The following is a 23,238-nucleotide window of genomic DNA, read 5'->3' as shown; positions in this document are numbered from 1 at the left end:
GCTACGCGCCGGGTGCCTCGGCGGCCTCCCGGAGACGGGCGTACTCCTCGGCCATCGTCGCCGCCGTCCAGTGCGCGTTGAGGCCGCTCGGATTGGGCAGCGCCCAGACCCGGGTGGATCCGATCATGCGCGGTTGCGGGCCGATCGCCGCCTTCGGCTCGCCGAAGGCCGTGCGGTACGCGGTGACACCGACCACCGCGAGCCAGCGCGGTGCGAGCCGCTCCACCTTCCCGGTCAGGATCCGCCCGCCCTCGACGTACTCCTCCCGGCTCAGCTCGTCGGCCCGCGCGGTCGCCCGCGCCACCACGTTCGTGATCCCGAGCCCGTACGTGAGGAGCTCCTCCTGCTCGTCCGGCCGCAGCTGCCGCGGAGTGAACCCGGACAGGTGCAGCACCGGCCAGAACCGGTTGCCGGGACGGGCGAAGTGGTGGCCCGTCGCCGCCGTCATCAGACCCGGATTGATCCCGCAGAACAGCACGGAAAGGCCGCCCGCGACCACGTCGGGAACGACGCGGTCACGAGCGGCCTCCAGCTCCTGCGGGGTGAACCGGGGAGTCCGGGTCAGAGGATCGCCCCGGGGGCGTAGGCGGCGGCCTCGGGGTGCTGCTTGAGGATCTCCTCGATGCGGGAGACCACGACCGCGACCTGGTCGGCGGCGGCGCCCGTGAAGGACAGCTTGTCCGCCATCAGCTCGTCGAGCTGGGCCCGGTCCAGCGGGATCCGCTCGTCGGCGGCCAGCTTGTCGAGGAGCTCGTTGCGCTCGGCGCCCTGCTCGCGCATGGCGAGGGCGGAGGCGACGGCGTTCTCCTTGATGGCCTCGTGGGCGACCTCGCGGCCCACGCCGGCGCGCACGGCGCCCATGAGGACCTTGGTCGTCGCCAGGAACGGCAGGTAGCGGTCGAGCTCGCGGGCGACGACGGCCGGGAAGGCGCCGAACTCGTCGAGCACGGTGAGGAAGGTCTCCAGGAGGCCGTCGAGCGCGAAGAAGGCGTCCGGCAGCGCGACGCGGCGGACCACGGAGCAGGACACGTCGCCCTCGTTCCACTGGTCGCCGGCCAGCTCGCCGGTCATCGACGCGTAGCCGCGCAGGATGACCATGAGGCCGTTCACGCGCTCGCAGGACCGCGTGTTCATCTTGTGCGGCATCGCCGAGGAGCCGACCTGGCCGGGCTTGAAGCCCTCGGTGACCAGCTCGTGGCCCGCCATCAAGCGGATCGTCTTGGCGATCGACGACGGGGCGGCGGCCAGCTGCACCAGCGACGTCACCACGTCGTAGTCGAGCGAGCGCGGGTAGACCTGGCCGACCGAGGTGAAGGCGTTGGCGAAGCCGAGGTGACCGGCGATCCGCTGCTCGAGGTCGGCCAGCTTGCCGGCGTCGCCGCCGAGCAGGTCCAGCATGTCCTGCGCGGTGCCGACCGGGCCCTTGATGCCGCGCAGCGGGTAGCGGCCCAGCAGCTCCTCCAGGCGGGCGTAGGCCACGAGCAGCTCGTCCGCCGCGGTCGCGAAGCGCTTGCCGAGGGTGGTCGCCTGGGCGGCGACGTTGTGCGAGCGGCCGGCCATGACCAGCTCCGCGTACTCGGCGGAGAGCTTGCCGAGACGTCCGAGGACGGCGACCGTGCGGTCCCGCATCAGCTCGAGGGAGAGGCGGATCTGGAGCTGCTCGACGTTCTCGGTGAGGTCGCGCGAGGTCATGCCCTTGTGGACGTGCTCGTGGCCGGCGAGGGCGTTGAACTCCTCGATCCGGGCCTTCACGTCGTGCCGGGTGACCTTCTCGCGCTCGGCGATGGAACCGAGGTCGACCTGGTCGAGAACGCGCTCGTAGTCGGCGAGGGCGGCGTCCGGAACCTCGATCCCGAGGTCCTTCTGCGCACGGAGCACGGCGAGCCACAGCTGACGCTCCAGCTTCACCTTCTGCTCGGGGGACCAGAGGACGGCGAGCTCCGCGGAGGCGTAGCGGCCGGCCAGAACGTTGGGGATGCGGGGCTTCGCAGTCACAGCAGTCACGTGGACAGATTCTACTGGCGGTTTCTGCAGGCCAGCGCCACCCTCCGATGTGGAGCTTGCTACGAGACCCAGGTCACGGAGGCGGCCCGCCGCCGGCTCACGGACCGGCGGGGGACTCGTACGGCAGCAGCTCGGGGCGCTTGGGCGGGCGGCCGTCACCCGATGAGCGGCCGGTCAGCCGCCGCCCGATCCAGGGTCCCAGGTGCTCCTTCGCGAACCGGGCGTCCGCGATCCGGCGGCTCGCCCAGCCCGGCCGCCCGGACGGCGGCAGCGGGGTCCGCCAGTCCTCCTCGGGTCCCAGGCCGAGGGTCTGCCACACGGCCTCGGCCACCCGCCGGTGCCCGTCGGCGGTCAGATGGAGCCGGTCCACGTCCCACAGCCGGGGGTCGCCGAGGGACTCGGCCCCGTACAGGTCGACGACCAGGGCGCCGTGCCGGGAGGCCAGTCCGTCGATGTGCGCGAACAGCTCCTCCATGCGGGGCCGGAAGCGCTCCATCACCGGGCCGTTGCGTCCGGGACTGCGCATCAGCACCAGCTGCCCGCAGGCCGGTGTGAGGCGTTCCACTGCCTCGGTGAGCAGGTCCCGCACGCGCACCATGTCGACCTTGGGGCGCAGGGTGTCGTTGAGCCCCCCGACGAGGGTCACCACATCGGCCTGCATGGCTGCTGCCAGGCCGACTTGCTCCTCGACGATCTGTCCGATGAGCTTCCCGCGCACAGCCAGGTTGGCGTAGCGGAAGCCGGGCGAACGGGCCGCGAGCCGGCCCGCGAGGACGTCGGCCCACCCCCGGTAGGAGCCGTCGGGCTTCAGGTCCGACATACCCTCGGTGAAGCTGTCGCCGATGGCGACGAGACTGTTGTACGTGGCATTGATCTGCATGGCGGAGTGATCATACCGCGCGGTATGCGACGGATGCCGTGCAGAACCCGGGAGGGGAAACCCGATGAGCGACGCGCTGCTGAGCGCCCTGGCCGAGGCCCTCGCCGAACTCGTGGCGACGGTCGACACCTCGGACGACGAGGTCCTCGACCCCGACACGGCCGTGAGGTGGCTGGAGGGCACCGCGCACACCCTGGGCGGACTCGGCCCGGCCGACCGCCGCGCCCTCGACGGGCTGTTCCGGGCGGCCGCGCTGCGGCAGCCGCCCGGCCCCTGGCGCGAGGAGCTCCTCAAGGTCTCCGAAGGCTTCGGGCTCACCGAGGACACCCACGCCGCCGCCTGCGAGGCCGTCGCCGACACCGCCCGCCGCTTCGCCGCGACCGTCCGTGCGGCCGACCCCGCGACCCCGGTCCCCACCTGCCCCGGCTGGACCCTCGCCGACCTCACCCGACACGTGGGCACTGTCCACCGTTGGGCCGAACACCTCGTACGGACCCGCGCGACCGTCCGTGTCCTGACTCGTGACGTCCCCCTCGACCTGCCGGCCGACCCCGCCGCGTACCCCGGCTGGCTCGCCGCCGGAGCCGAGCGGTTCGCCGCCACCGCGCGCGAGGCCGACCCGGACGCCCCGGTCTGGTCGCCGGGAGCCGACCCGCACGTGCGCCACTACCCCCGCCATGTGCTCTTCGAGACGCTGGTCCACCTCGCGGACGCCGAGCTCGCCGTCGCCGGGACGGCGGGACCGCTCCATCCCGGCACGGCGGCGGACGCGGTCGACCATTTCCTCGGGGACGCCCCGTACATCCCCTGGGTCGCCGAACCGCTCGCCCACCTCGACCGCGACGGCGCCGTCCTGCGCCTCACCGCCCGCGACACCGGCGCCGTCTGGACCCTCGCCCTCGGCGGGGGCGGCTTCACCTGGAGCCGGGGGAGCGGCGGCGCGGAGCCGACCGCCGGCGTCGAGGCGGACGCCGGGGAGCTGCTGCTGCTCCTGCACCGCAGGTACGAGGCCGACGACCCGCGCTTCACGCACACCGGTGACCGGGACCTGCTCGACGACTGGCTGGCGGCCACCGCACTCTGACGGGCCGGAGGGCCCCGGGATCACTCCCGGGGCCCTCCGTCAGGTTCCGTCCGTCTCCGTGCGTCACGGCGCCGCGGGGCGCCCCACCAACTCGCGCAGCACGTCCTCCATCGTCACGAGACCGGCCGGCTTGCCGTCCTCGTCGAGAACCGCCGCCAGGTGCGTCCGGCTGCGGCGCATCGCCGTGAGGACGTCGTCCAGCGGCGTGGCCGCCCGGACCCGGGCGATCGGCCGCAGCGACGACACCGGGAACGGCAGGTCGCGCGGCGACACGTCCAGCGCGTCCTTGACGTGCAGATAGCCCAGGATCCGACGCTCCGAGTCGACCACCGGGAAGCGCGAGAAGCCCGTCCGCGCCGACAGCGCCTCCAGCTCCTCGGGGGTCGTGCCGACCTGCGCGTACACCACCTTCTCCGCCGGCATGACGACGTCCCGCACGGGACGCCTGCCCAGCTCGAGGGCGTCGTGCAGCCGCTCGGCGGCCCGGTCGTCGAGGAGTCCGGCGTCACCCGAGTCGGTGACCATCCGGGCCAGCTCGTCGTCCGAGAAGGTCGCCGAGACCTCGTCCTTGACCTCCACGCGGAGCAGCTTGAGCAGCGCGTTGGCGAGGGCGTTGATCGCGAAGATCACCGGTCGCAGGGCCCGCGCGAGCGTCACCAGCGGCGGCCCGAGCAGCAGCGCGGTGCGCGTCGGCTCGGCGAGCGCGATGTTCTTCGGCACCATCTCGCCCAGCAGCATGTGCAGGTAGGTCGCGAGCGACAGGGCGATCACGAACGAGATCGGGTGCACCAGGCCGTGCGGGACGCCGACCGCGTCGAACACCGGCTCCAGCAGGTGCGCGATGGCCGGCTCGGCGACGATGCCGAGCACCAGGGTGCACAGCGTGATGCCCAGCTGCGCCGCGGCGAGCATCGCGGACACGTGCTCCAGACCCCAGATGACGCTCCGCGCCCGCCGGTTCCCGGACTCGGCCAGAGGCTCGATCTGACTGCGGCGAACCGAGATCAAGGCGAACTCGGCGCCGACGAAGAACGCGTTGACGACCAGCGTGAGCAGGCCGATCAACAACTGGATCACGATCATCGGCGGGCCTCCCCGGACTCGTTGCCGGTCTCGTCCCCGGTGTCGTGCGCGGGGGCGTGCATCAGCACGCGCGCGGCGCGCCGACCGGAGGCGTCCACGACGTCGAGCCGCCAGCCGGCCAGCTCCACGCTGTCGCCGACGGCCGGGATACGGCCCAGCTTGGTGGCCAGGACACCCGCGAGCGTCTCGTAAGGGCCGTCGGGCACCCGGAGGCCGATCGCCCCCACCTGGTCCGTACGGGCGGCGCCGTCGGCCGACCAGAGCTCACGCCCGTCAGCGTCCTCGCCCGCCCGCGCCAGGTCCGGCGTCTCGTGCGGGTCGTGCTCGTCGCGGACCTCGCCCACGACCTCCTCGACGATGTCCTCCAGTGTGACGACGCCGGCCGTACCGCCGTACTCGTCGATGACGACGGCCATCGTCTGCTTGCCGGAGAGCCGGTCGAGGAGACGGTCCACCGTCAGGGTCTCGGGCACGAGCAGCGGCTCGCGCACCATCTCGCCGATGCGGCGGCGCGGCCGTTCGGCGGCCGGTATGGCCAGCACGTCCTTGATGTGCGCGATGCCGACGACCGAGTCGAGGCTGCCGCGATAGACCGGGAAGCGGGAGAGGCCCGTGGCCCGGGTCGCGTTCGCCACGTCCTCGGCGGTGGCCTGCACCTCGAGCGCGGTGACCTGCACGCGGGGCGTCATCACGTTCTCGGCGGTCAGCTCGGCCAGGTTGAGCGTCCGGACGAACAGCTCGGCCGTGTCCGCTTCGAGAGCGCCCTCCTTCGCCGAGTGCCGGGCCAGCGCCACCAGCTCCTGCGGGGACCGCGCCGAGGCCAGCTCCTCGGTCGGCTCCATGCCGAGTCGGCGCAGGATCCGGTTCGCGGTGTTGTTGAGGTGGCTGATCAGCGGCTTGAAGGCGGCCGTGAACACCCGCTGGGGGGTGGCCACCACCTTCGCCACCGCGAGGGGCGAGGAGATCGCCCAGTTCTTGGGTACCAGCTCGCCGACGACCATCAGGACGACGGTCGACAGGGCCGTACCCAGCACCAGCGCCACGGAAGACGCGACCGAGGGGGAGAGGCCGAGGGCCTCGACCGGGCCGCGGATGAGCTTGGCCACCGACGGCTCGGCGAGCATGCCGACCACGAGGTTGGTGACGGTGATGCCCAGCTGCGCGCCGGAGAGCTGGAAGGTCAGCGACCGCACGGCCTTCAGGGCGCTCGCCGCCCCGCGCTCGCCGCGCTCCGCCGCGGATTCGAGCTCGCCGCGCTCGACGGTCGTCAACGAGAACTCCGCCGCGACGAAGGCACCGCACGCGAGTGAGAGGAGGAGCGCCAGGAGGAGCAGAAGCACTTCGGTCATCGGTTCACCTCCGTCCCATGATCAGTCAGGGGGAGGAGGATCGCTCGGTGTCGGCCGTCGAAGCCGGAGCTGTCGGGACCAGTGCTACTGGGAGGCTCGCCCATGGGCGGACGCTCACACCTTTCGGTAGTTCGGTAGTCGGGATGAGGCACCATGGTAAAGGATGGGCAAAGCGTCATGGTGGGCGGGTGACGGCCGGGTGGCGGCTGGGCGATGGGCAATCCGGTCCCTCGCGGTCGGCTGCCGGCCGGGTGGCGGCCGATCCCGTCCCTCAGTCCGTGAGCGGCTTCACCCACCGGCGCCACTGGTTCTGACGCTCGTACCCCGCGGCGGTCCACACCAGCCTGCCCGTCTCATTCTCCTCGAGCACCATCGCGTCCACACGCCGTCCGCCGAGTGCGGCGAAACGCTCCTCCGCCGCACGCAGGAGCATCGTGGAGACGCCCCGTCTGCGATGGGAGGGCAGGACGGCGAGTCGGTAGAGCGAGGCGCGCCAGCCGTCCCAGCCGGCGATCACGGACCCCACGATCCGCCCGTCGGCCACGGCGAGGATGAGCGCCTCGGGGTCACGCTCGACGAGCCGGGTCACCCCGTTCACGTCGTCCGAGACCGACGTCCCCTTGGCCGACTCCTTCCAGAAGGTCAGGACGTCCTCGGCGTCGGCGGGCGTGGCTGCACGTATCTCCGGTTCGACCATGCGCGGATCCCATCACGCGGCGCCGCGGTACTGCCATCGAGTTCCGAAGACCGGACCCACCGCCCTGATGACCTGCCGGATGTCGATCACCGAACCGCCGGGCACCCGACCGCCGGGCGCCGACTGTCGGGTGCCAGCTATCGGGCGTTGACCCTCGGGAGGCCACGATCTCCGAGGCCGTAAGGGTGGGGCCCGCCCGGCCCGCCCCACCCGGCCGGGTCGGATCGGGTCGGGGTCAGGCGTCCCGGCGCCGGACCGCGAGCCATCCGCCGGTCACCGCGACCAGTGCCCACAGGGCCAGGACGCCGGTACCGGTCCACGGGCCGAGGCCGTCGTGCGGTTCCATCCGCATGACCATCCAGCCGGCCCGGTCCGGCAGGAACCGGGCAGCGCCGTCGGAAGCGGAGCCGAGCACGAACGGCACCAGCAGCACGAAGGGTATGAGCAGGCTGAGTACGACCGTCGTGCTGTGCAGCACCGCCGTCAGGCCCGCGGCCAGCAGCGCCATCAGCATCAGGTACAGGCCGCAGCCGAAGATCGCGCGGTAGGTGCCCGGGCTGCCCAGCTCCAGGGCGCCGGGCCCCATGAACGCCTGTCCTCCGATGAACGTCGCCAGGCCGGCGAACTCCCCGGCCACGAAGGCGAGGCCGGCCACCATCGCCATCTTCGACAGATAGAACCGCGCGCGGTTCGGCACGGCGGTCAACGAGGTGCGCAGGGCGCCGTTGTGGAATTCGGAGGCCAGCGCCGTCGCGCCGAAGGCGAAGGCGGCGATCGTGCCGAAGTTGACTCCGTAGAAGGCCGCGAGAAGCGGATCGGCCCCCATGCCGGCGGCATCCTCCGCGCTGAGCAGGGCCGCCATCAGCATCTGTATTCCCGCGGTGACCACGCATACGGCCGACAGCGCCACGAAGGTGCCGCGCAGGGACCGTATTTTGATCCATTCCGAGTGCAGGACGGGGGCGGTGGGCAGAGCGGAGCGCATGCGGAATCCTCCTTGAACGGTTCGGGTCAGTGGGTGGCGGCGAAGGGGGCGTGCTCGGCGGTGAGATCGAGGTAGGCCTCTTCCAGCGACGCCCGCTCGTCGACGAGTTCCAGCAGCGGGATGCCCTCGCGGGCGGCCATGGCGCCGAGTTCCTCGGCCCGTATGTCCGCCACGGTCCACCGCCCGCCCTCGGAGGGGACCAACGCGAGGCCGCGGTGGGCGAGCGCCGACCGCAGCCCTATCGGGTCGGTCGTGCGCAACCGGGCCCTCGGGGCGCTGCGGGCCTCGATGAACTCCTCCATCGAGGTGTCGGCCAGCAGCCTCCCCTGCCCCAGGACCACCAAGTGGTCGGCGAGGGCAGCTGTCTCGGTCATCAGATGGCTGGAGACGAGCACCGTCCGCCCTTCGGCGGCCAGTGACCGCATGAGCTCGCGGATCCAGACGATGCCCTCGGGATCCAGCCCGTTGGTCGGCTCGTCCAGGAGCAGCACTCCGGGGTCGCCCAGCAGCGCGGCCGCTATGCCGAGGCGCTGGCGCATGCCCAGCGAGAAGGTCTTGATCCTCCGTCCGGCCGCCGCGGCGATCCCCGCCTGCTCCAGGACGTCCTCCACACGCCTCACCGGAACGCGGGCCGTCGCCGCGAGAAGGCGGAGGTGGTCCCTGGCCGTCCGGCCGCCGTGCGCCGACTGCGCGTCGAGCAGTGCGCCCACCTGCTGGAGGGGATCGGGGAGTTCGGTGAAGCGACGGCCCCCGATGGTGGCGGTACCCGACGTGATCCGGTCGAGGCCGAGGAGGAGCCGCATCGTGGTGGACTTCCCCGCGCCGTTGGGGCCGAGGAACCCGGTCACCCGCCCGGGCGCGACGTCGAAGGTGAGGCGGTCGACGGCCCGGGTGCGACCGAACTCCTTGGTCAGTTCTCGGATCTCGATGCTGTTCATGCCTCAAGGTTCGCCACCGGCCCCACCTGCCGACTTCCCCCGAGCGAGGGTTCTCTCTCCCCCGTACAGGGGAGTCGCCACAGGACCGTGAGCTGCCACGATGAGGCCATGCAGCGACTGTTCCGTGCAGCTCTCCGACCCGTCACCTACTCACGCTGGGTGCACCTGTGTGTGCCCGTGCTCATGCTGGCCGTGTGGATGTTCATCGAGCGCGAGACTCCGTGGATGCCGCTGCTCCTCGTCATACCGCTGGCACTGTTGCCCTGGATGCGGCTTGCCGAGGGGCACCAGGCGCGGTTCCTGCTGGCACCGCACGACCGGGACAACGGGGCGGGCGGGTTCAGCACCGTGACGTCCCGGCGATGGGGCGACCGCTGGCGGACCCTGTTGTGGCTGGAGATACGACTCGTCCTCTCGGCGGTCACCGTGTGCGCGAGTGTGGTGCTGCCCGTCTCGACGGTCGACCTGGTCCGCGTCGCGGCAGCCGGCGGGCCCGTCGACGACAGCATCCTGCCCTTCACTCCGCCCACCTGGGCGGCGTGGCTGCTGGCTCCCGTGCCCCTGGTGCTGCTGATCGTCATCGTGATCCTGTTCGGCGAGCTGGTCACCTCCATCGCCAGGCTGTTGCTGGGTCCTTCGTCGGCGGAGCGGCTCACGGCGCTGGAAGCACGCACCGAGCAGCTGCTGGAGCGCACCCGCATCGCGCGGGAGCTGCACGATTCGATCGGCCACGCCCTGACCGTGGCGGTGGTCCAGGCCGGGGCCGCGCGGGCGGCCGGCGACCCGGAGTTCACCGACCGCGCGCTGAGAGCGATCGAGGAGACCGGCCGAGCGGCACTGGAGGACCTCGAACGGGTTCTGCTCGTTCTGCGGGAGTCGGGTCAGCGGCCGTCCCAACGGCCGACGCTGGCGGAGGCCGAGCGTCTCCTGGCCTCGGCCAGGGCCTCCGGAGCCAGCGTGGACGCGGAACTGGCGGGCCCCTTGGAGAAGTTGACGGGCCCGGTCACCCAGGAGGGGTACCGGATCCTCCAGGAGGCGCTCACGAACGTGCTGCGGCACTGCGGCCCGGTGCCGGTGCGGGTCCGGATCGGGATGGTCGCCGACCGACTCGACCTGGAGGTGACGAATCCGCTGCCGGACGGCACTTCCCTGACGATCGGCGGCCGTGGCGGCAGCGGCAGCGGACTGCGCGGAATACGGGAACGTGCCGCCCTGCTCGGTGGTCAGGTCGACACCGGCCCGCACGGGGGCGGCTGGAGGGTGCACGCGCGGCTGCCCCTGCAACCCATACGCTGACCGGATGCCAGTCACTGTGCTCCTCGTCGACGACGAACCCCTGGTCCGCATGGGGTTGCGTGCCGTCCTGGAGGCCCAGCCGGACATCGAGGTGGTCGGCGAGGCCGCCGACGGCGCCGCAGTGGTGCCGCTCGTGCGACAACTGCGCCCGGACGTGGTCGCGATGGACGTCCGGATGCCGCTGCTCGACGGGATCGAAGCGACCAAAGCGGTCCTGCGGAGCGTGGACTCGCCGCCGAAGATCCTCGTGGTCACCACCTTCGAGAACGACGAGTACGTCTATCAGGCGCTGCGGGCCGGCGCGGACGGATTCCTGCTGAAGCGGGCGCGTCCCTCGGAGATCGTGCACGCGGTCAGGCTGGTGGCGGAGGGCGAGACGCTGCTGTACCCCGCGACGGTCCGGGCCCTCGCCGCCGAGTACGGGAACCGGCAGGCCCGCGAGACACTGGAGCGGGCCGCCCTGACGCAACGGGAGCAGGCCGTCCTGCGCCTGATGGCGAGGGGCATGACCAACGTCGAGATCGCCCGGGAGCTGATCGTCGGCGCCGAGACCGTGAAGTCTCACGTCAGCGCGATCCTGGCCAAGCTGGGGGCGCGGGACCGCACTCAAGCCGTCATCACCGCCTACGAGTCCGGCTTCGTCACCCCGGCCTGACCACCTTCGACCCGTGCGGACGAAGGACCTGAACGAGCGCTGCTGCCGATCCGTCCTAGCGTCGTGCCACGCCCAGGACGCAGGGTGAGGAAGGGAGGCGTGGGCCCTTGTCCGGCAGGTCGAAGGAGCGGTACGAGGTGAGGGTGAAACCGGCTGTCGTGATCTCGGAGAGTGGGGCGCGGGCGGTGTGGCAGCCGCCGAAGAGGAGGGGCCAGACCGTGCGGTCGAGGCCGCGTTGGACCCGGGCCAGTCCGGGCGAGTCCGCTGCCCCGTGCTCGAAGAAGCGGAGTTCACCGTCGGGGCGCAGGACCCGGCGCAGCTCCGCGAGGGCCTCGGGCACGCTCCGTACAGTGCACAGGACGAGCGAGGCGACGGCGGCGTCGAAGGAACCGCTCTCCACCGGCAGTGCCTCCGCCGTGCCCGCCACCACGGTCACCGGGACAGGCGCCTGGCGTGCGGCCTTCTCGGCGAGGCGCCGCAGGTGGGGTTCGGGCTCGACGGCCAGGACCTCGGTGACGCCGGCCGGATAGTGCGCGAAGTTCAGTCCGTTGCCGGCGCCGACCTCGACCACACGGCCGGAGAGCCCGGAGAGGAGTTCCGTGCGCAGGGCACCGAGCCCGCCGCGGGCGTCGGCCGTCACGCTGACGCGTGCGTAGAACCGGGCGAACAGGGGGTGACGTACGTGGGGCCCCCGGGCGGCCGAGGGGCGTTGTGGAGTCGGAGTCACTTCGGCCCCCTCAACCGGTCACGAAGCAGAACTCGTTGCCCTCCGGGTCACGCATGACCTGGAAGGAGCCCTGTTCGTCCGTCACGAGGCCACCGACCCTGACCGCGCCGACGGGCAGCGCCGCGTCGGCGGCGCGGGCCGGGTCCGGGACCTCCAGGTCGAGATGGACCCGGTTCTTCGCCGCCTTGCCTTCGGGGACGCGCTGGAACGCGAGCCTGACGAACTCCGGCGGGTCGACGTACGACCAGTCGTCACTGCGGTCGACCGGTTCGCCGCCGAGGAGCCCGGACCAGAACCGGACGAGTGCGGACGGAACTGCACAGTCGAAGACGATCTCCTGAACGCGAGCACGCATGGACTCAGCCTACGGAGTCCACGGCCCCAGGGGGCGCCTTGGCGATCAGGCCGCGCTCGCGGCGTGATCGCCAGACACCTCCTCGGACACCCGGCCCGGGGACCCGCAGGCCCCACCCGTCAGGCACCCACCCTCAGGCGCCCTCAGGCACCCACCCTCAGGCACCCACCCTCAGGCGCCCTCAGGCACCCACCCTCAGGCACCCGACTCAGGCACCCGACTCCGGCACCAACCCTCAGGTGCCCGCAGGCCCGACCCTCAGGCTCCGGCCGCCTCCGCGAAGGCCGCTGCGTCCCAGGTGCCGCCGAGGGCCGGGGCGAGCCAGCTGCTCGCCGCGCTCCGGAACTCGGCCGGGGTGAGGGACCCCGAGCCTTCCGGCACCGCGCCGAGGAGGGGGGCGGCCGCGGATTCCGGCAGGTCCGCGAGGTTGCAGCGCGCCGCGAGGTCGGGCACGGCCGGCCAGCTGCCGACCACGACACCGAGCTGTTCGATCCCGCGGGCCCGGAGTGCCTCGCCGGTCAGGGCGGTCGTGTTGAGGGTTCCGAGACCGGCCGGGACCACGACGAGGACGGGTGCGTCGAGGAGCGAGGCCACGTCGGCGAGCGTGCCGCCCTCCTCGTCGAAGCGGACGAGGAGCCCGCCCGCGCCTTCCACCAGCACCAGATCGTGGTCGGCGGCGAGCTTGCGGGCGGCCTCGGCGACCTCCCGGGGCCCGACCGGGGCGAGCCCGGCCCGGCGCGCGGACGTGTTGGGAGCCAGCGGCTCCGGAAAACGGCCCAGCTCGGCGGAGGTGGCGGCTCCGGACAACCGGACGACCTCGTCGGCGTCGCCCCGCTCGTCCGGCCCGACACCCGTCTGCGCCGGCTTCAGGATGGCGACGGACCGGCCCGCCGCCGTTGCCGCGGCGGCCACCGCGGCGGTCACGACCGTCTTGCCGATCTCCGTCCCCGTACCGCTGACGACGATGATTCCCACTGCTGCCCAGTCCTTCCGTTCGGCCGTTCGGCCGGTTCAGCCCGCCGACGCGGCCGCGCGGACCGCCGCGCAGATGCGGGCCAGGTCCTCGTCGCCGGTCACGTACGGCGGCATCGTGTAGATCAGGTCGCGGAAGGGGCGCAGCCACACGCCCTCCCGGACCGCCGCGCGCGTCGCGGCCGCCATGTCGACCTCGTGGTCGAGCTGGACGACTCCGATCGCGCCGAGCACCCGCACCTCGCGGACGCCCGGGAGGTCGGCGGCTGCGGCGAGGCCCTCCCGCAGACCGGTCTCGATCCGCTTGACCTCGACCTCCCAGTCCTGGGAGAGCAGCAGGTCGAGCGAGGCGAGGGCGACGGCCGAGGCGAGCGGGTTGCCCATGAACGTCGGTCCGTGGGCCAGGATCGGCACCTCGCCCTGGGAGATCCCGTCGGCGACCCTGCTCGTGCAGAGCGTCGCCGCCATCGACAGGTAGCCGCCGGTCAGCGCCTTGCCCACGCACATCACGTCGGGGGAGACCCCCGCCTGATCGGCGGCGAACAGCTTGCCCGTCCGGCCGAAGCCGGTCGCGATCTCGTCGAAGACCAGCAGCACGTCGTGCGCGTCGCATGCCTCGCGGAGCACCCGCAGGTAGCCCGGGTCGTGGAAGCGCATGCCGCCGGCGCCCTGGACCACGGGCTCCACGACCACGGCGGCCAGCTCGTGCGCGTGGCGCCCGATCTCCGTCCGCAGCAGTTCGGCGTAGGACTCCTCGTACGCAGCCGGCGGGGAGTCCACGAACACCTGCCGCTGGAGCACGCCCGTCCACAGCTCGTGCATGCCGCCCTGCGGGTCGCAGACCGACATCGGCTGCCAGGTGTCCCCGTGGTAGCCGCCGCGCCAGGTGAAGAGCCGCTGCTTCTCGGGGCGGCCGAGGGAGCGCCAGTACTGCAGGCACATCTTGGCCGCCACCTCGACGGAGACGGAGCCCGAGTCGCTGAGGAAGACGTGCCGCAGCGGCTCGGGGGTGATCTCGACGAGCCGGGCGGCGAGCCGGACGGCCGGTTCGTGGGTGAGCCCGCCGAACATGACGTGGCTCATCTTCTCCAGCTGCCCGCGCACCGCCTCGTTGAGCACGGGGTGGTTGTAGCCGTGGATGGCCGACCACCACGAGGACATGCCGTCGACCAGCTCGGCCTGACCCTCGACCGGCTCGGCGAGCCGGAGGCGCACGCCGGACGCGGACGCGACGACCAGCGGCTCCGCACGTCCCGGCATGGGGCCGTACGGGTGCCAGACGTGCGCCCGGTCCAGGGCGAGGAGTTCGTCGTTACGCATTCGGCGCCAGGTCCGTGCCGGCACCCCGGCGGCGTACCGCGACCAGGTCGGTCCGGGCGGTGTTCGACGCGGCCTCGGCGGCGGGGGCCTCCGCCGGAGCCTCGGCGTGTCCGCCGCAGGGACCGCAGCCGCCACCGGCGTGCGAGCCGCAGCCGGCGCCCTCGGCGGGAGCCTGCGAGCCACAGCCCGAGCCCTCGGCCGCAGCGTGCGAGCCGCAGCCGCCGGACGCCGCGGCGAGCGCGTCCGCGCGGTGAGCGGGCAGCGTGGTCGTACCGGCGCCCTCCACCTCGAAGCCGGCGTCCGCGATCATGTCCAGGTCGGCCTGGCCGGCCTGGCCCTCGCTGGTCAGGTAGTCGCCGAGGAAGATCGAGTTCGCGATGTTCAGGGCCAGCGGCTGCATGGAGCGCAGGTGCACCTCACGGCCGCCGGCGATCCGCACCTCGACGTCGGGGCAGACGAACCGGACCATCGCCAGGATCCGCAGGCAACGCTGCGGGGTGAGGTTCCACTCCTTGGCGAGCGGGGTCCCCTCGAACGGGATCAGGAAGTTGACCGGCACCGAGTCCGAGTCCAGGTCGCGCAGCGCGTACACGACGTCGACCAGGTCCTCGTCGCTCTCGCCCATGCCCGCGATCAGGCCCGAGCACGCCGACAGACCGGCGGCGTGCGCCTTCTGCACGGTGTCCACCCGGTCGGCGTAGGTGTGGGTCTTGGTGATGTCCCCGTACGTCGCCTCGGACGTGTTCAGGTTGTGGTTGTACGCGTCGGCGCCGGCCTCCCGCAGCCGCTCCGCCTGGCCGTCCGAGAGAAGGCCGAGACAGGCGCACACCTCGACGCCCTCGTTCTGCTCCTTGATGGCCTCGATGGTCTTGCCGACCCGCTCGACGTCCCGGTCCGTCGGCCCCCGGCCGCTCGCCACCAGGCAGACCCGCTTGGCCCCGCCCGCGACGCCCGCCGCGGCGGCCTGGGACGCCTCGTCCGGCTTCAGCCACGTGTACTTGAGGATCTCGGCCTTGGAGCCGAGCCGCTGCGAGCAGTACGAGCAGTCCTCGGGGCACAGCCCGGACTTCAGGTTGACCAGATAGTTGAGCTTCACCCGGCGCCCGAACCACTGGCGCCGCACCTTGCCGGCCGCCGCCACCACATCGAGCAGTTCGTCGTCGGAGGTCGCCAGCACGGCGAGAGCTTCTTCACGGGTCGGCAGCTCGCGCCGCAGCCCCTTTTCCACCAGCGTGTTCAGCAGGTCCATAACCGCAGATCCTTGCTTACCGCCCGCCTCCGGGCCAAGGAGGATCCGAACAAACGCCCCCGATAGAGGTGTGTGGATGACCACATCCCGACCTCGGCATACTCCGGTTAGGGTCTGTCCGCTGCCTACAAAAGGATCGCCGTATGCCACAGGCCGACGACGCACGGGCCGCGGGCCCGCGCCGGACCGCGTTCGACTGGACCGACGCCGAGGCGCGCCGCCGGGCGGAGGCCGGTCTCGTCCGTACGCTGCGGCCCCGGGCGGCGGAGTCGGAGCTCCTCGACCTGGCGAGCAACGACTACCTCGGGCTCACCCGCCGCACGGAGGTCACCGAGGCGGCGGCCGACGCGGCACGGCGCTGGGGCGCCGGCTCCACCGGCTCGCGACTCGTCACCGGCACCACCCGGCTGCACACCCGCCTGGAGCGCGAACTCGCCGACTTCTGCGGCTTCGAGGCGGCCCTGGTCTTCTCCTCCGGCTACACCGCCAACCTGGCGGCGCTCACCGCGCTCGGCGGCTTGGGCTCCCTGATCGTCTCCGACGCCGCCAACCACGCCTCGATCGTCGACGGCTGCCGCCTCGCGCGCGCCGAGACGGCCGTCGTCCCGCACACCGACCCCGAGGCCGTACGCAAGACCCTCGACGCGCATCCCGGGCGTCGCGCCCTGGTCGTCAGCGACTCCGTCTTCTCCGTCGACGGGGACAAGGCCCCGCTGCCCGCGCTCGCCGAGGCGTGCCGCGCGCACGGTGCCGGGCTCGTGGTGGACGACGCCCACGGCTTCGGCGTCCTCGGCACGGGAGGCAGGGGCGCCCTGCACGAGGCCGGGCTCGCCGGCGCGGAGGACGTCGTCGCCACCCTCACGCTCTCCAAGTCCCTGGGCAGCCAGGGCGGCGCCGTCCTCGGCCCCGCCCGGGTGATCGAGCACCTGGTGAACGCCGCCCGCACCTTCATCTTCGACACCGGGCTCGCCCCGGCCGCCGCGGGCGGCGCGCTCGCCAGTCTGCGGCTGATCGCCGCCGAACCGGGACTCGCCGAGCGGGCCCGTACCGTCGCGACCACCCTTCACCGGCTGCTCACCGACGCCGGGCTCACCTCGGCCCGGCCCGACGCGGCCGTCGTCTCGGTCCGCGCGCCCTCCCCGGAGGCGGCACTCGCCTGGGCGGCGGACTGCCGCGCACAGGGTCTGCTGGTCGGCTGCTTCCGGCCCCCCTCGGTGCCCGACGGCATCTCGCGACTGCGCCTCACGGCCCGCGCGGACCTGACCGACGCGCAGATCGATCGTGCGGTGGCCACGATCCTGCGGACGGCACCGACCGGCTGAGCGGATGACGCCGATCGGCTGAGCGGACGACGCCGACCGGCTTAGCGGATCGGCACCGACCGCGCTGAGCGGATCGGCACCGACCGCGCTGAGCGGACGGCGTCGACCGTTCGCCCGACGCCTCCCGCCGGACGGGCCCGAGGGCCCAAGCGCGTTCGCAGACCGCAGAGTTCACCGCTTCGGGCGACAGATGGGGACATATCTTGGTGGAACCCCGCTCGGGGCGGCACGATCGGTGGCACTCTGACGCGAAGCGCAATCCGGGGCATGTTCCCGGCGGGAAAGGGACAGCGTCGCCATGGCAGATCACCAGGAATCATCCGTCACGCTGCCGAGCGAACCCGCCTCGGTCCCCACGGCCCGGCGGTACGTCGTCGACGTGCTCACCGGCTGGGGCCTCGACGACGGCGGCGACACCGCCGACGCGATCCGCCTGATCGTCTCGGAACTGGCCACCAACGCCGTCCTCCACACCTTCGGCCAGTCGCCGAACTTCACGGTCGACGTCCGGCTGGTCCGCGAGGAACTCCTCCACGTCGGAGTGACCGACAGCCATCCCCGCCGCCCCCGCCGCCTTCCCGCCGCGGTGCAGCAGGACAACGGGCGCGGCCTCGTCATCATCCGCTCGCTCGCGGCCGAGGCCGGCGGCCGTCTGTCCGTCACCCCGACCGAGGACGGCGGCAAGACGGTGTGGATCACCCTTCCCTGGACGCCGGCGCCCGTACCCAGCTGCTAGGGGAGTACGGAGGCGGCTCAGCCGGCGTGGAGTTCCTGTGAGGGCCACGCGCCGTTCGCGAAGTGGCGGGCCCAGTAGGAGGGGTTCATCTCGGCCAGGGTGCGGGCCTGCCGGCGCGTGGGGTCGTCGGGGTCGGGGACGCCCACCTCGACGTCCGGGCCCCAGAGGGCGAGCCGCTCCTGGCAGATGCCGCACGGCGGCAGGACGACGAATCGGCCGTCGTCCGGCGCGCGGAAGACGCAGACGGAGGCGGTGACCCGCCGGTCGAGGGTGTACGCCTGGCAGAAGGCCCCGGTCTCCTGGCAGAGGGTCACGCCGGCGTTGATGTTGTCGAGGGCGACGCTGGTGAGGATCCGTCCGTCGTCGAGGTGGACGGCGGCGGCGCCACCGGGTTCGTCCGGCGTCCAGCGGGTCTCCATCTGGGCGATCGCCGCGTCGACGAGAGCTTGATCGAGTTTCAGCGCGGCATCGTCGCACGCGCTGTCGGGCGGTCGCAGGGCAACGGAGCGAAGAGCCGTCCGGCGGAGGGGCGGGGCGGCGGACATGCGGCCCGGCGGCGGGAGCGGTCCGGGCGAGCGCGGTACGGAGCGGTCCGGCGGCGGGAGCGGTCCGAGGTGGGGACGGTATGGAGCGGTCCGGGTGGGAAGGTGAGGGAGCGGTCCGGGTGGGACGGTAAGGGAGCTGTCCGGCGGCGGGAGCGGTCCGAGCGAGGACCGTACGGGAGCGGTCCGGCGGATGAGTGGGGCGGCGCCACCCCACTCCTCAGCGCGGTCCGAGGGCCCGGCTCTGCGGCCGGGCGCCGTCAGCGGACGCGGCCGTAGTAGACCTTCGACGACCAGATCTTGTCGAGCTTCACCCAGGAGCCCGTCTTGGGCGAGTGCCAGATCTTGCCGCCGCCGGCGTAGATGCCCACGTGGTAGACCCTTCCACCGGAGTGGAAGAAGACCAGGTCCCCCTGTTGTCTGCTGGACGCGGAGATGTGCCGGGTCTTGTTGTACTGCTGCTGCGCGGTGCGGGGCAGCCACTTGCCCGCCTTCTTGTACGCGTAGAGCGTCAGACCGGAGCAGTCGAACCTGGTGGGTCCGGTGGCTCCGTACCCGTACGGCGATCCTTTCTTGGCCGCGGCGACGCTCAGTGCCTTGTTCGCGTGTGCGGTCGCTGCCTGGGCCTCCGGCGCCGCTCCTGGTGCGAGCAGCGTGCCGCCGACGGCGGCGAGGGTGAGAGCCGAGACGGCTCCGGCCCGGGACAGCAGGGACGGGACGTGCATCTGCGCAGTCATGCGCAACCCTTCGTCAGCCGCCTGCGAAGGATGACCTGTCGGGTTCGGGCTGGCGAAGATGCCCGGCCGCGGATGCGGCTTCACCCCAAGGAACGGCCTCGCTGCCGGAACAGCGCGTTCGCCCCGTAAAAATCGGGTCCTCCACTCCTGCCGATCCAATCCTGTCGACCAGACGTCCGGGACAGCGGCAGGACTCGGCGTCCGCCCGGACCGCCCCGCCGCGGCGGCGGGGGCTTGTCGTCGTCAGGGATCTTGACTCACGACATGGGCGAAAACCGAGCTGAAACGGCGATATGTGAGGCTCATCACGACTGATCCATTCAGGTGGACAGCGCGCCTTTGTGATCTTCGGAGGTTTGGTCGACGAGTCCCGTACCTGCGATGGAACGTCCGATTCCGCCAGATGTGTACATCTGTTGCGCAACTCACCCGCTTCCTCTGTCGATTCGTCGACTACGCCGAACGGGGGAGGATTTCTGCGGCGCGCGTCGGCCGACCGGACCTCGACACGACACGCGGGAATGTCAACTCGCCCGAGTGCGTGGGACGGTGACGCGGTCGGCCCGGCGCTCGCCGTCCAACACCCGTAGGGCACGCGCCAATGTGTCCGCGTGGACCTCGCTCTCGCCCCGCATATGCATGAGCGTCAGGGCCTCGCGCAAGGCCTCGGCGCGTCCCACCAGGGCTTGTGCCGCGCGTAGCGCCCCATAAGTATGCGAGCCCCTGGATGGGTTGATCTTCCCCAGGAGGTCGACGACTTCGAGGTACGCGTCGACGAACTCACCCTCGGCGCGCGTCAGGGCGGGCAGTGGCGGAAGTTCCGGGACCACGGCCCGCTCACCGGGCCGTGCCGCCGGCGGACGCCCGCCGGTTCGTGAGGACGTGGTCGACCAGCCCGTACGCGACGGCCGCCGGCGCGTCCAGGACCGTGAGGCGGTCGATGTCGGCGTCGATCCGGTCCCGGCTCCGGCCGGTGTGTTCGGTGAGCATCCCGGCCACCAGTGCGCGCAGTCGGAGCAGTTCGCGGGCCTGGAGGTCGAGGTCGCTCGGCTGGCCTCGCAGCGGTTCGTCCAGGGTGGGCTGTTCGAGGGTGACGCGGGCGCCGGGCAGCATCATGCGCTTGCCCGGGGTGCCGGCGGCGAGGAGTACGGCGGCGGTGAACACGGCCTGCCCGAGGCAGGTGGTCTCCACGTCGCTGGCGAGCGTCCGCATCGTGTCGTAGACAGCGGTCATCGCGCTGATCGACCCGCCGGGCGAGTTGATGTACAGCGAGATGTCCTGGCCGGGTGCCGCGTAGTCGAGGTGCAGGAGCTGGGCGATGACGTCGTTGGCCGAGGTCTCGTCGATCGGGGTGCCGAGGAAGACGATCCGGGATTCGAGGAGCTTGGAGTACGGGTCGAGGGTGCGGCTTCCGGAGCTGGTCCGCTCGGTGAACTCGGGCAGGACGTAGCGGGCGTCCATGACGGGCACCTCCATCTGTAAAAAATGTACAGGACGTACAGACCGTAAGATGAGGAGCATGACCTACGAGATCCCGGTGACGCAAGCCCGGGCCGAGCTCGCCGACCTCATCAACCGCGTCGTGTACGGCGGTGAGCGCGTCGTCGTCACCCGCCACGGAAAGCCGCTCGTGGCCCTCGTCTCCGCCGCTGACCTGGAGGAACTCGAAGCGGCGGAGAAGCCCGCCGACGAGCAGGTGGTCCGCTCGGTCTCCGGCCTCCACCCGGTCGACTCCGCTCCCGGCGAACAGCGCCGCTTCGGCATCGCCGCCCACCATCGCGACCCGGGCGTTTCCTGAAGCGCGCCGCGAGAAGACCGCGTGCCCCCCGACCGTGACGGTCGGGGGGCACGCGGCGTTTCGTCCGGCGGGGCTCAGCCCGCGAGCGCCGGCGCGGGCGTCGGTACGGAGGGTGCCGCGGCCCGGCTCCGACGGGCGCCGAGCGCGGTCGCGGCCAGGCCTGCCGCCGCCCAGAGGGAGAGGGTGAGCAGGGGGCCGCCGGCCGCCGCCCCGTCGAAGGCGGACACCGAGCGGAGGGCCGAACCCCCGGCGCCCGGCGGCAGCCACTGGCCGAGCGCGCCGATGCCGCTGGGCAGCATCTCCGGCGCGCTCGACATGCCCGAGAACGCGTTGCCGAGCAGGATCGTGAGCACGGCCGAGAGGCCGAAGCCGGGCTTGCCGAGGAGGGTCGCGAGTCCCGCGAAGGTCGCCCCGATCGCGAGGACCGTCAGGCCGAGCACCCCGGCCTCGGCCCACCAGTCGCCGGCCAGTACGCCGAGCCAGCTGTCGGCGAGCGCCGCGCCCACCATCCCCGCGAGCGCGGCCGCGCCCGCCAGGGTGGCGACCGCCCTGGACCCGCGCAGGCCGAGCAGGACGGTGGCGACCCCGGTGGCCGCCCCGACGAGGGCGAGGGGGAGCAGGCTCGCCCCGAAGACGGCGCCGCGCGGGTCGCCCGCCGGGGCGGCGACCACGTCCGTGACCTGGACCGGGGCGTCCGCGGGTGCCTGTCCGGCCACCGCCTCGCGCAGCAGGCCGGCCACGACGGGGCTTCCCGCCGAAGCGGTCAGGAGCTGCGTGCCCCCGGGCATGACGACCACGGCGCCGTACACCTCGCGGGCTTCGACGGCGGACCGGGCGGCGTCGGCGTCGTCGTAGCGGTGGACCTCGAAGGCGCCCTCGTGCCGGCCGAGCTCCCGCTCCACGGCGTCGGCCGCGGTGGCGGGCCCGGCCACGCCGATCGGCAGGTCGCGGGGGGCGATCCGGGCGGCAGGCCAGGCGAAGATCCACAGGGCCAGGGCCGCGACGGTCGGTATCAGCACGAGCACCGCGAGGGTCCTGCGCCCCGCGGTGGCTGAGGGGGCGGTGGCGGTGGGCATGACGGACTCGATTCAAAGAGAAGGATCGTTCGTTTTACGTCGGTCACTCTGCGGCGACCTCGGACGGTTGTCAAGAATGAATATTCGTTTTAGGTTTCGGGGCATGGCACGTGTCTCCCAGGAACACCTCGACGCCCGGCGGCGGCAGATCCTCGACGGCGCCGCGCGCTGCTTCGCCCGCACCGGCTTCCACGCCACGTCGATGCAGGACGTGCTCGCCGAGGTCGGGCTGTCCGCCGGCGCGGTCTACCGTTACTTCCGCGGCAAGGAGGAGCTGATCGCGGCCATCGCGACCGAGGCCTTCACGGCGATCCGGGCCGCCTTCGAGGAGGCGTCCCGCGCCACTCCGCCGCCCACCCCCGACGTCCTCCTCGGGGCGGTGCTCCGGCTCTTCCTGGAGGAGCGGATCAAGGGCGCCGACCGGCAGGCCTTCGCCCGTCTGATCATCCAGGTGTGGACGGAGACCCTGCGCAACGAGCAGCTGGCCGAGACCCTCGCCCACGGCTACAACGGCATGCGGGAGGCCTGGACCGCGCTCGTGAACGCCTACCGCGAGAGCGGTCTGCTGCACGCCGACGTCCCCGCCGACCACGTGGCCCGTACCCTCATCGCCACCGCCCAGGGATTCATCGCCCAGCAGGCGCTCTTCGGCGACGTGGCCGTCGAGGTCCTGGAGGACGGCCTGCGCGGGCTCATGTCCATGTCCGTGCCGTCGACCGCGTCCCCGACGGGGGACGTGTCGCCGCGGGAGGCGTAGGAGATCCGGCGCAAGTCGTGTCGCCGTGGGAGGCGTAGGAGATCCGGCGCAAGCCGTGTCGCCGTGGGAGGCGTAGGAGATCCGGCGCAAGCCGTGTCGCCGTGGGAGGTGTAGGGGATCCGGGGCGAGACGTGTCGCCGCGGCAGGCCTCGGAGACCCGGACGGGTCCCACCCCGTGGGGCACCCGTCCGGTCGGATGATCATGACAACGCAAAGCCCCAGTTAACGAGCCTGAAAAACTTCCGCCCTAACGTGCAATCTCTGACCGCGCACCGCATCTCCCCGGTTCAGCACCGTGTTGACGGTCGGTAGGGTCCGCAGCTGTCCGGGCGCCGTCCCGGTCGACGACTGTGAGGTGGAAGAGTGCAACTCAGCCCGCACGAGCAGGAACGCCTGCTCATCCATGTGGCGGCCGACGTGGCCGAGAAGCGCAGGGCCAGGGGCGTCCGCCTCAACCACCCCGAGGCCGTCGCGCTCCTGACCTCCCACATCCTGGAGGGCGCCAGGGACGGTCGGACCGTCGCGGAGCTGATGGCCTCAGGACGCAAGGTGCTCACCCGCGACGAGGTCATGGACGGCATCCCGGAGATGATCCACGACGTCCAGGTCGAGGCCACCTTCCCGGACGGCACCAAGCTCGTCACCGTCCACGACCCCATCGTCTGACGGGCGGCCG

26 protein-coding genes and 1 riboswitch are annotated in these 23,238 nt (G+C 72.3%); of the genes, 8 read left to right on the top strand and 18 right to left on the bottom strand.

Annotated elements, in window-relative coordinates:
- Position 1: 1 nt before the first annotated feature.
- From mug to OO54_RS06120, 3 genes are all read right to left on the bottom strand, one after another.
- Positions 2-499 (bottom strand): G/U mismatch-specific DNA glycosylase, encoded by a 498-nt coding sequence (mug, locus tag OO54_RS06130; RefSeq protein WP_033201808.1) that lies wholly within the window; start codon positions 497-499, stop codon positions 2-4.
- Positions 500-561: 62 nt separating this feature from the next.
- Positions 562-2,004, bottom strand: coding sequence for an adenylosuccinate lyase (purB, locus tag OO54_RS06125; RefSeq protein WP_033201807.1), 1,443 nt, complete (start codon positions 2,002-2,004; stop codon positions 562-564).
- A 97-nt stretch (positions 2,005-2,101) separates the two neighbouring features.
- Complete coding sequence (locus tag OO54_RS06120) at positions 2,102-2,884, bottom strand: SGNH/GDSL hydrolase family protein (RefSeq protein ID WP_033201806.1); 783 nt, start codon at positions 2,882-2,884, stop codon at positions 2,102-2,104.
- A 64-nt stretch (positions 2,885-2,948) separates the two neighbouring features.
- Here OO54_RS06120 and OO54_RS06115 point away from each other — a divergent pair, with 64 nt between their 5' ends.
- Entirely contained in the window at positions 2,949-3,968 is a 1,020-nt protein-coding gene (locus OO54_RS06115) for a maleylpyruvate isomerase N-terminal domain-containing protein (RefSeq protein WP_033201805.1), read from the top strand.
- Positions 3,969-4,031: 63 nt separating this feature from the next.
- On the opposite strand, the gene OO54_RS06110 is transcribed toward OO54_RS06115, so the two are convergent.
- From OO54_RS06110 to OO54_RS06090, 5 genes are all read right to left on the bottom strand, one after another.
- On the bottom strand, positions 4,032-5,051 hold the full coding sequence (locus OO54_RS06110; RefSeq protein ID WP_033201804.1) for a hemolysin family protein: 1,020 nt from the start codon (positions 5,049-5,051) through the stop codon (positions 4,032-4,034).
- On the bottom strand, positions 5,048-6,400 hold the full coding sequence (locus OO54_RS06105; protein ID WP_033201803.1) for a hemolysin family protein: 1,353 nt from the start codon (positions 6,398-6,400) through the stop codon (positions 5,048-5,050). The genes OO54_RS06110 and OO54_RS06105 overlap by 4 nt, the downstream gene beginning before the upstream one ends.
- Positions 6,401-6,671: 271 nt before the next feature.
- On the bottom strand, positions 6,672-7,097 hold the full coding sequence (locus OO54_RS06100; RefSeq protein ID WP_033201802.1) for a GNAT family N-acetyltransferase: 426 nt from the start codon (positions 7,095-7,097) through the stop codon (positions 6,672-6,674).
- Between the two features lie 235 nt (positions 7,098-7,332).
- Positions 7,333-8,082 carry an ABC transporter permease gene (locus OO54_RS06095; RefSeq protein ID WP_033201801.1) on the bottom strand — a complete coding sequence of 250 codons (750 nt, stop codon included), beginning with the start codon at positions 8,080-8,082 and terminating at the stop codon, positions 7,333-7,335.
- Positions 8,083-8,108: 26 nt separating this feature from the next.
- Complete coding sequence (locus OO54_RS06090; protein WP_033201800.1) at positions 8,109-9,020, bottom strand: ABC transporter ATP-binding protein; 912 nt, start codon at positions 9,018-9,020, stop codon at positions 8,109-8,111.
- Positions 9,021-9,128: 108 nt separating this feature from the next.
- Here OO54_RS06090 and OO54_RS06085 point away from each other — a divergent pair, with 108 nt between their 5' ends.
- Both OO54_RS06085 and OO54_RS06080 read left to right on the top strand, forming a co-directional pair.
- The gene (locus tag OO54_RS06085) at positions 9,129-10,316 is read left to right on the top strand and encodes a sensor histidine kinase (protein WP_033201799.1); all 1,188 of its coding nucleotides are present in this window, start codon (positions 9,129-9,131) and stop codon (positions 10,314-10,316) included.
- A 4-nt stretch (positions 10,317-10,320) separates the two neighbouring features.
- On the top strand, positions 10,321-10,971 hold the full coding sequence (locus OO54_RS06080) for a response regulator (RefSeq protein ID WP_033201798.1): 651 nt from the start codon (positions 10,321-10,323) through the stop codon (positions 10,969-10,971).
- A 55-nt stretch (positions 10,972-11,026) separates the two neighbouring features.
- Here OO54_RS06080 and OO54_RS06075 read toward each other — a convergent pair whose 3' ends face one another.
- The 5 genes from OO54_RS06075 to bioB all read right to left on the bottom strand — a co-directional run bounded on the left by OO54_RS06075 (position 11,027) and on the right by bioB (position 15,594).
- Positions 11,027-11,698: a class I SAM-dependent methyltransferase gene (locus OO54_RS06075; RefSeq protein WP_033201797.1), complete on the bottom strand. Its 672-nt coding sequence runs from the start codon at positions 11,696-11,698 to the stop codon at positions 11,027-11,029.
- 10 nt (positions 11,699-11,708) lie between these two features.
- A complete protein-coding gene (locus tag OO54_RS06070; protein WP_033201796.1) occupies positions 11,709-12,053 on the bottom strand; it encodes a VOC family protein in 345 nt (114 codons plus the stop codon).
- Between the two features lie 258 nt (positions 12,054-12,311).
- Positions 12,312-13,028 carry a dethiobiotin synthase gene (bioD, locus tag OO54_RS06065; protein ID WP_033201795.1) on the bottom strand — a complete coding sequence of 239 codons (717 nt, stop codon included), beginning with the start codon at positions 13,026-13,028 and terminating at the stop codon, positions 12,312-12,314.
- A 36-nt stretch (positions 13,029-13,064) separates the two neighbouring features.
- Positions 13,065-14,345 carry an adenosylmethionine--8-amino-7-oxononanoate transaminase gene (locus tag OO54_RS06060; RefSeq protein ID WP_033201794.1) on the bottom strand — a complete coding sequence of 427 codons (1,281 nt, stop codon included), beginning with the start codon at positions 14,343-14,345 and terminating at the stop codon, positions 13,065-13,067.
- Complete coding sequence (bioB, locus tag OO54_RS06055; protein ID WP_033201793.1) at positions 14,338-15,594, bottom strand: biotin synthase BioB; 1,257 nt, start codon at positions 15,592-15,594, stop codon at positions 14,338-14,340. Before bioB ends, OO54_RS06060 begins: the two co-directional genes overlap by 8 nt.
- A gap of 143 nt (positions 15,595-15,737) precedes the next feature.
- Here bioB and OO54_RS06050 point away from each other — a divergent pair, with 143 nt between their 5' ends.
- Both OO54_RS06050 and OO54_RS06045 read left to right on the top strand, forming a co-directional pair.
- Entirely contained in the window at positions 15,738-16,916 is a 1,179-nt protein-coding gene (locus OO54_RS06050) for an 8-amino-7-oxononanoate synthase (protein WP_033201792.1), read from the top strand.
- A 298-nt stretch (positions 16,917-17,214) separates the two neighbouring features.
- On the top strand, positions 17,215-17,652 hold the full coding sequence (locus OO54_RS06045; RefSeq protein WP_033201791.1) for an ATP-binding protein: 438 nt from the start codon (positions 17,215-17,217) through the stop codon (positions 17,650-17,652).
- Positions 17,653-17,669: 17 nt separating this feature from the next.
- On the opposite strand, the gene OO54_RS06040 is transcribed toward OO54_RS06045, so the two are convergent.
- From OO54_RS06040 to OO54_RS06025, 4 genes are all read right to left on the bottom strand, one after another.
- The gene (locus OO54_RS06040; protein ID WP_234439436.1) at positions 17,670-18,197 is read right to left on the bottom strand and encodes a cytidine deaminase; all 528 of its coding nucleotides are present in this window, start codon (positions 18,195-18,197) and stop codon (positions 17,670-17,672) included.
- A 257-nt stretch (positions 18,198-18,454) separates the two neighbouring features.
- Positions 18,455-18,931 (bottom strand): C40 family peptidase, encoded by a 477-nt coding sequence (locus OO54_RS06035; RefSeq protein ID WP_033201790.1) that lies wholly within the window; start codon positions 18,929-18,931, stop codon positions 18,455-18,457.
- 3 nt (positions 18,932-18,934) lie between these two features.
- A riboswitch (cyclic di-AMP (ydaO/yuaA leader) is annotated at positions 18,935-19,065 on the bottom strand.
- 390 nt (positions 19,066-19,455) lie between these two features.
- On the bottom strand, positions 19,456-19,761 hold the full coding sequence (locus OO54_RS47175; protein ID WP_017241523.1) for a hypothetical protein: 306 nt from the start codon (positions 19,759-19,761) through the stop codon (positions 19,456-19,458).
- A gap of 7 nt (positions 19,762-19,768) precedes the next feature.
- Positions 19,769-20,407 (bottom strand): ATP-dependent Clp protease proteolytic subunit, encoded by a 639-nt coding sequence (locus OO54_RS06025; RefSeq protein ID WP_033201789.1) that lies wholly within the window; start codon positions 20,405-20,407, stop codon positions 19,769-19,771.
- Positions 20,408-20,450: 43 nt separating this feature from the next.
- Here OO54_RS06025 and OO54_RS06020 point away from each other — a divergent pair, with 43 nt between their 5' ends.
- Positions 20,451-20,729, top strand: a complete 279-nt coding sequence (locus OO54_RS06020) for a type II toxin-antitoxin system Phd/YefM family antitoxin (RefSeq protein WP_033201788.1) — start codon at positions 20,451-20,453, stop codon at positions 20,727-20,729.
- A gap of 74 nt (positions 20,730-20,803) precedes the next feature.
- Here the strand turns inward: OO54_RS06020 and OO54_RS06015 are convergent, their stop codons facing one another.
- Positions 20,804-21,805, bottom strand: coding sequence for a hypothetical protein (locus OO54_RS06015; RefSeq protein WP_033201787.1), 1,002 nt, complete (start codon positions 21,803-21,805; stop codon positions 20,804-20,806).
- Positions 21,806-21,908: 103 nt separating this feature from the next.
- Between OO54_RS06015 and OO54_RS06010 the strand changes: the two genes are divergently transcribed.
- Together OO54_RS06010 and OO54_RS06005 are read left to right on the top strand one after the other, a co-directional pair.
- Complete coding sequence (locus OO54_RS06010; RefSeq protein ID WP_033201786.1) at positions 21,909-22,562, top strand: TetR/AcrR family transcriptional regulator; 654 nt, start codon at positions 21,909-21,911, stop codon at positions 22,560-22,562.
- Between the two features lie 363 nt (positions 22,563-22,925).
- Positions 22,926-23,228 (top strand): urease subunit gamma, encoded by a 303-nt coding sequence (locus tag OO54_RS06005; RefSeq protein WP_033201785.1) that lies wholly within the window; start codon positions 22,926-22,928, stop codon positions 23,226-23,228.
- Positions 23,229-23,238 lie beyond the last annotated feature (10 nt).

It is taken from the genome of Streptomyces wedmorensis, from assembly GCF_000716445.1.
GTDB lineage: Bacteria > Actinomycetota > Actinomycetes > Streptomycetales > Streptomycetaceae > Streptomyces > Streptomyces wedmorensis.
Note: the sequence above shows the minus strand (reverse complement) of the source record. Positions and strands in the feature narration are given on the sequence as shown.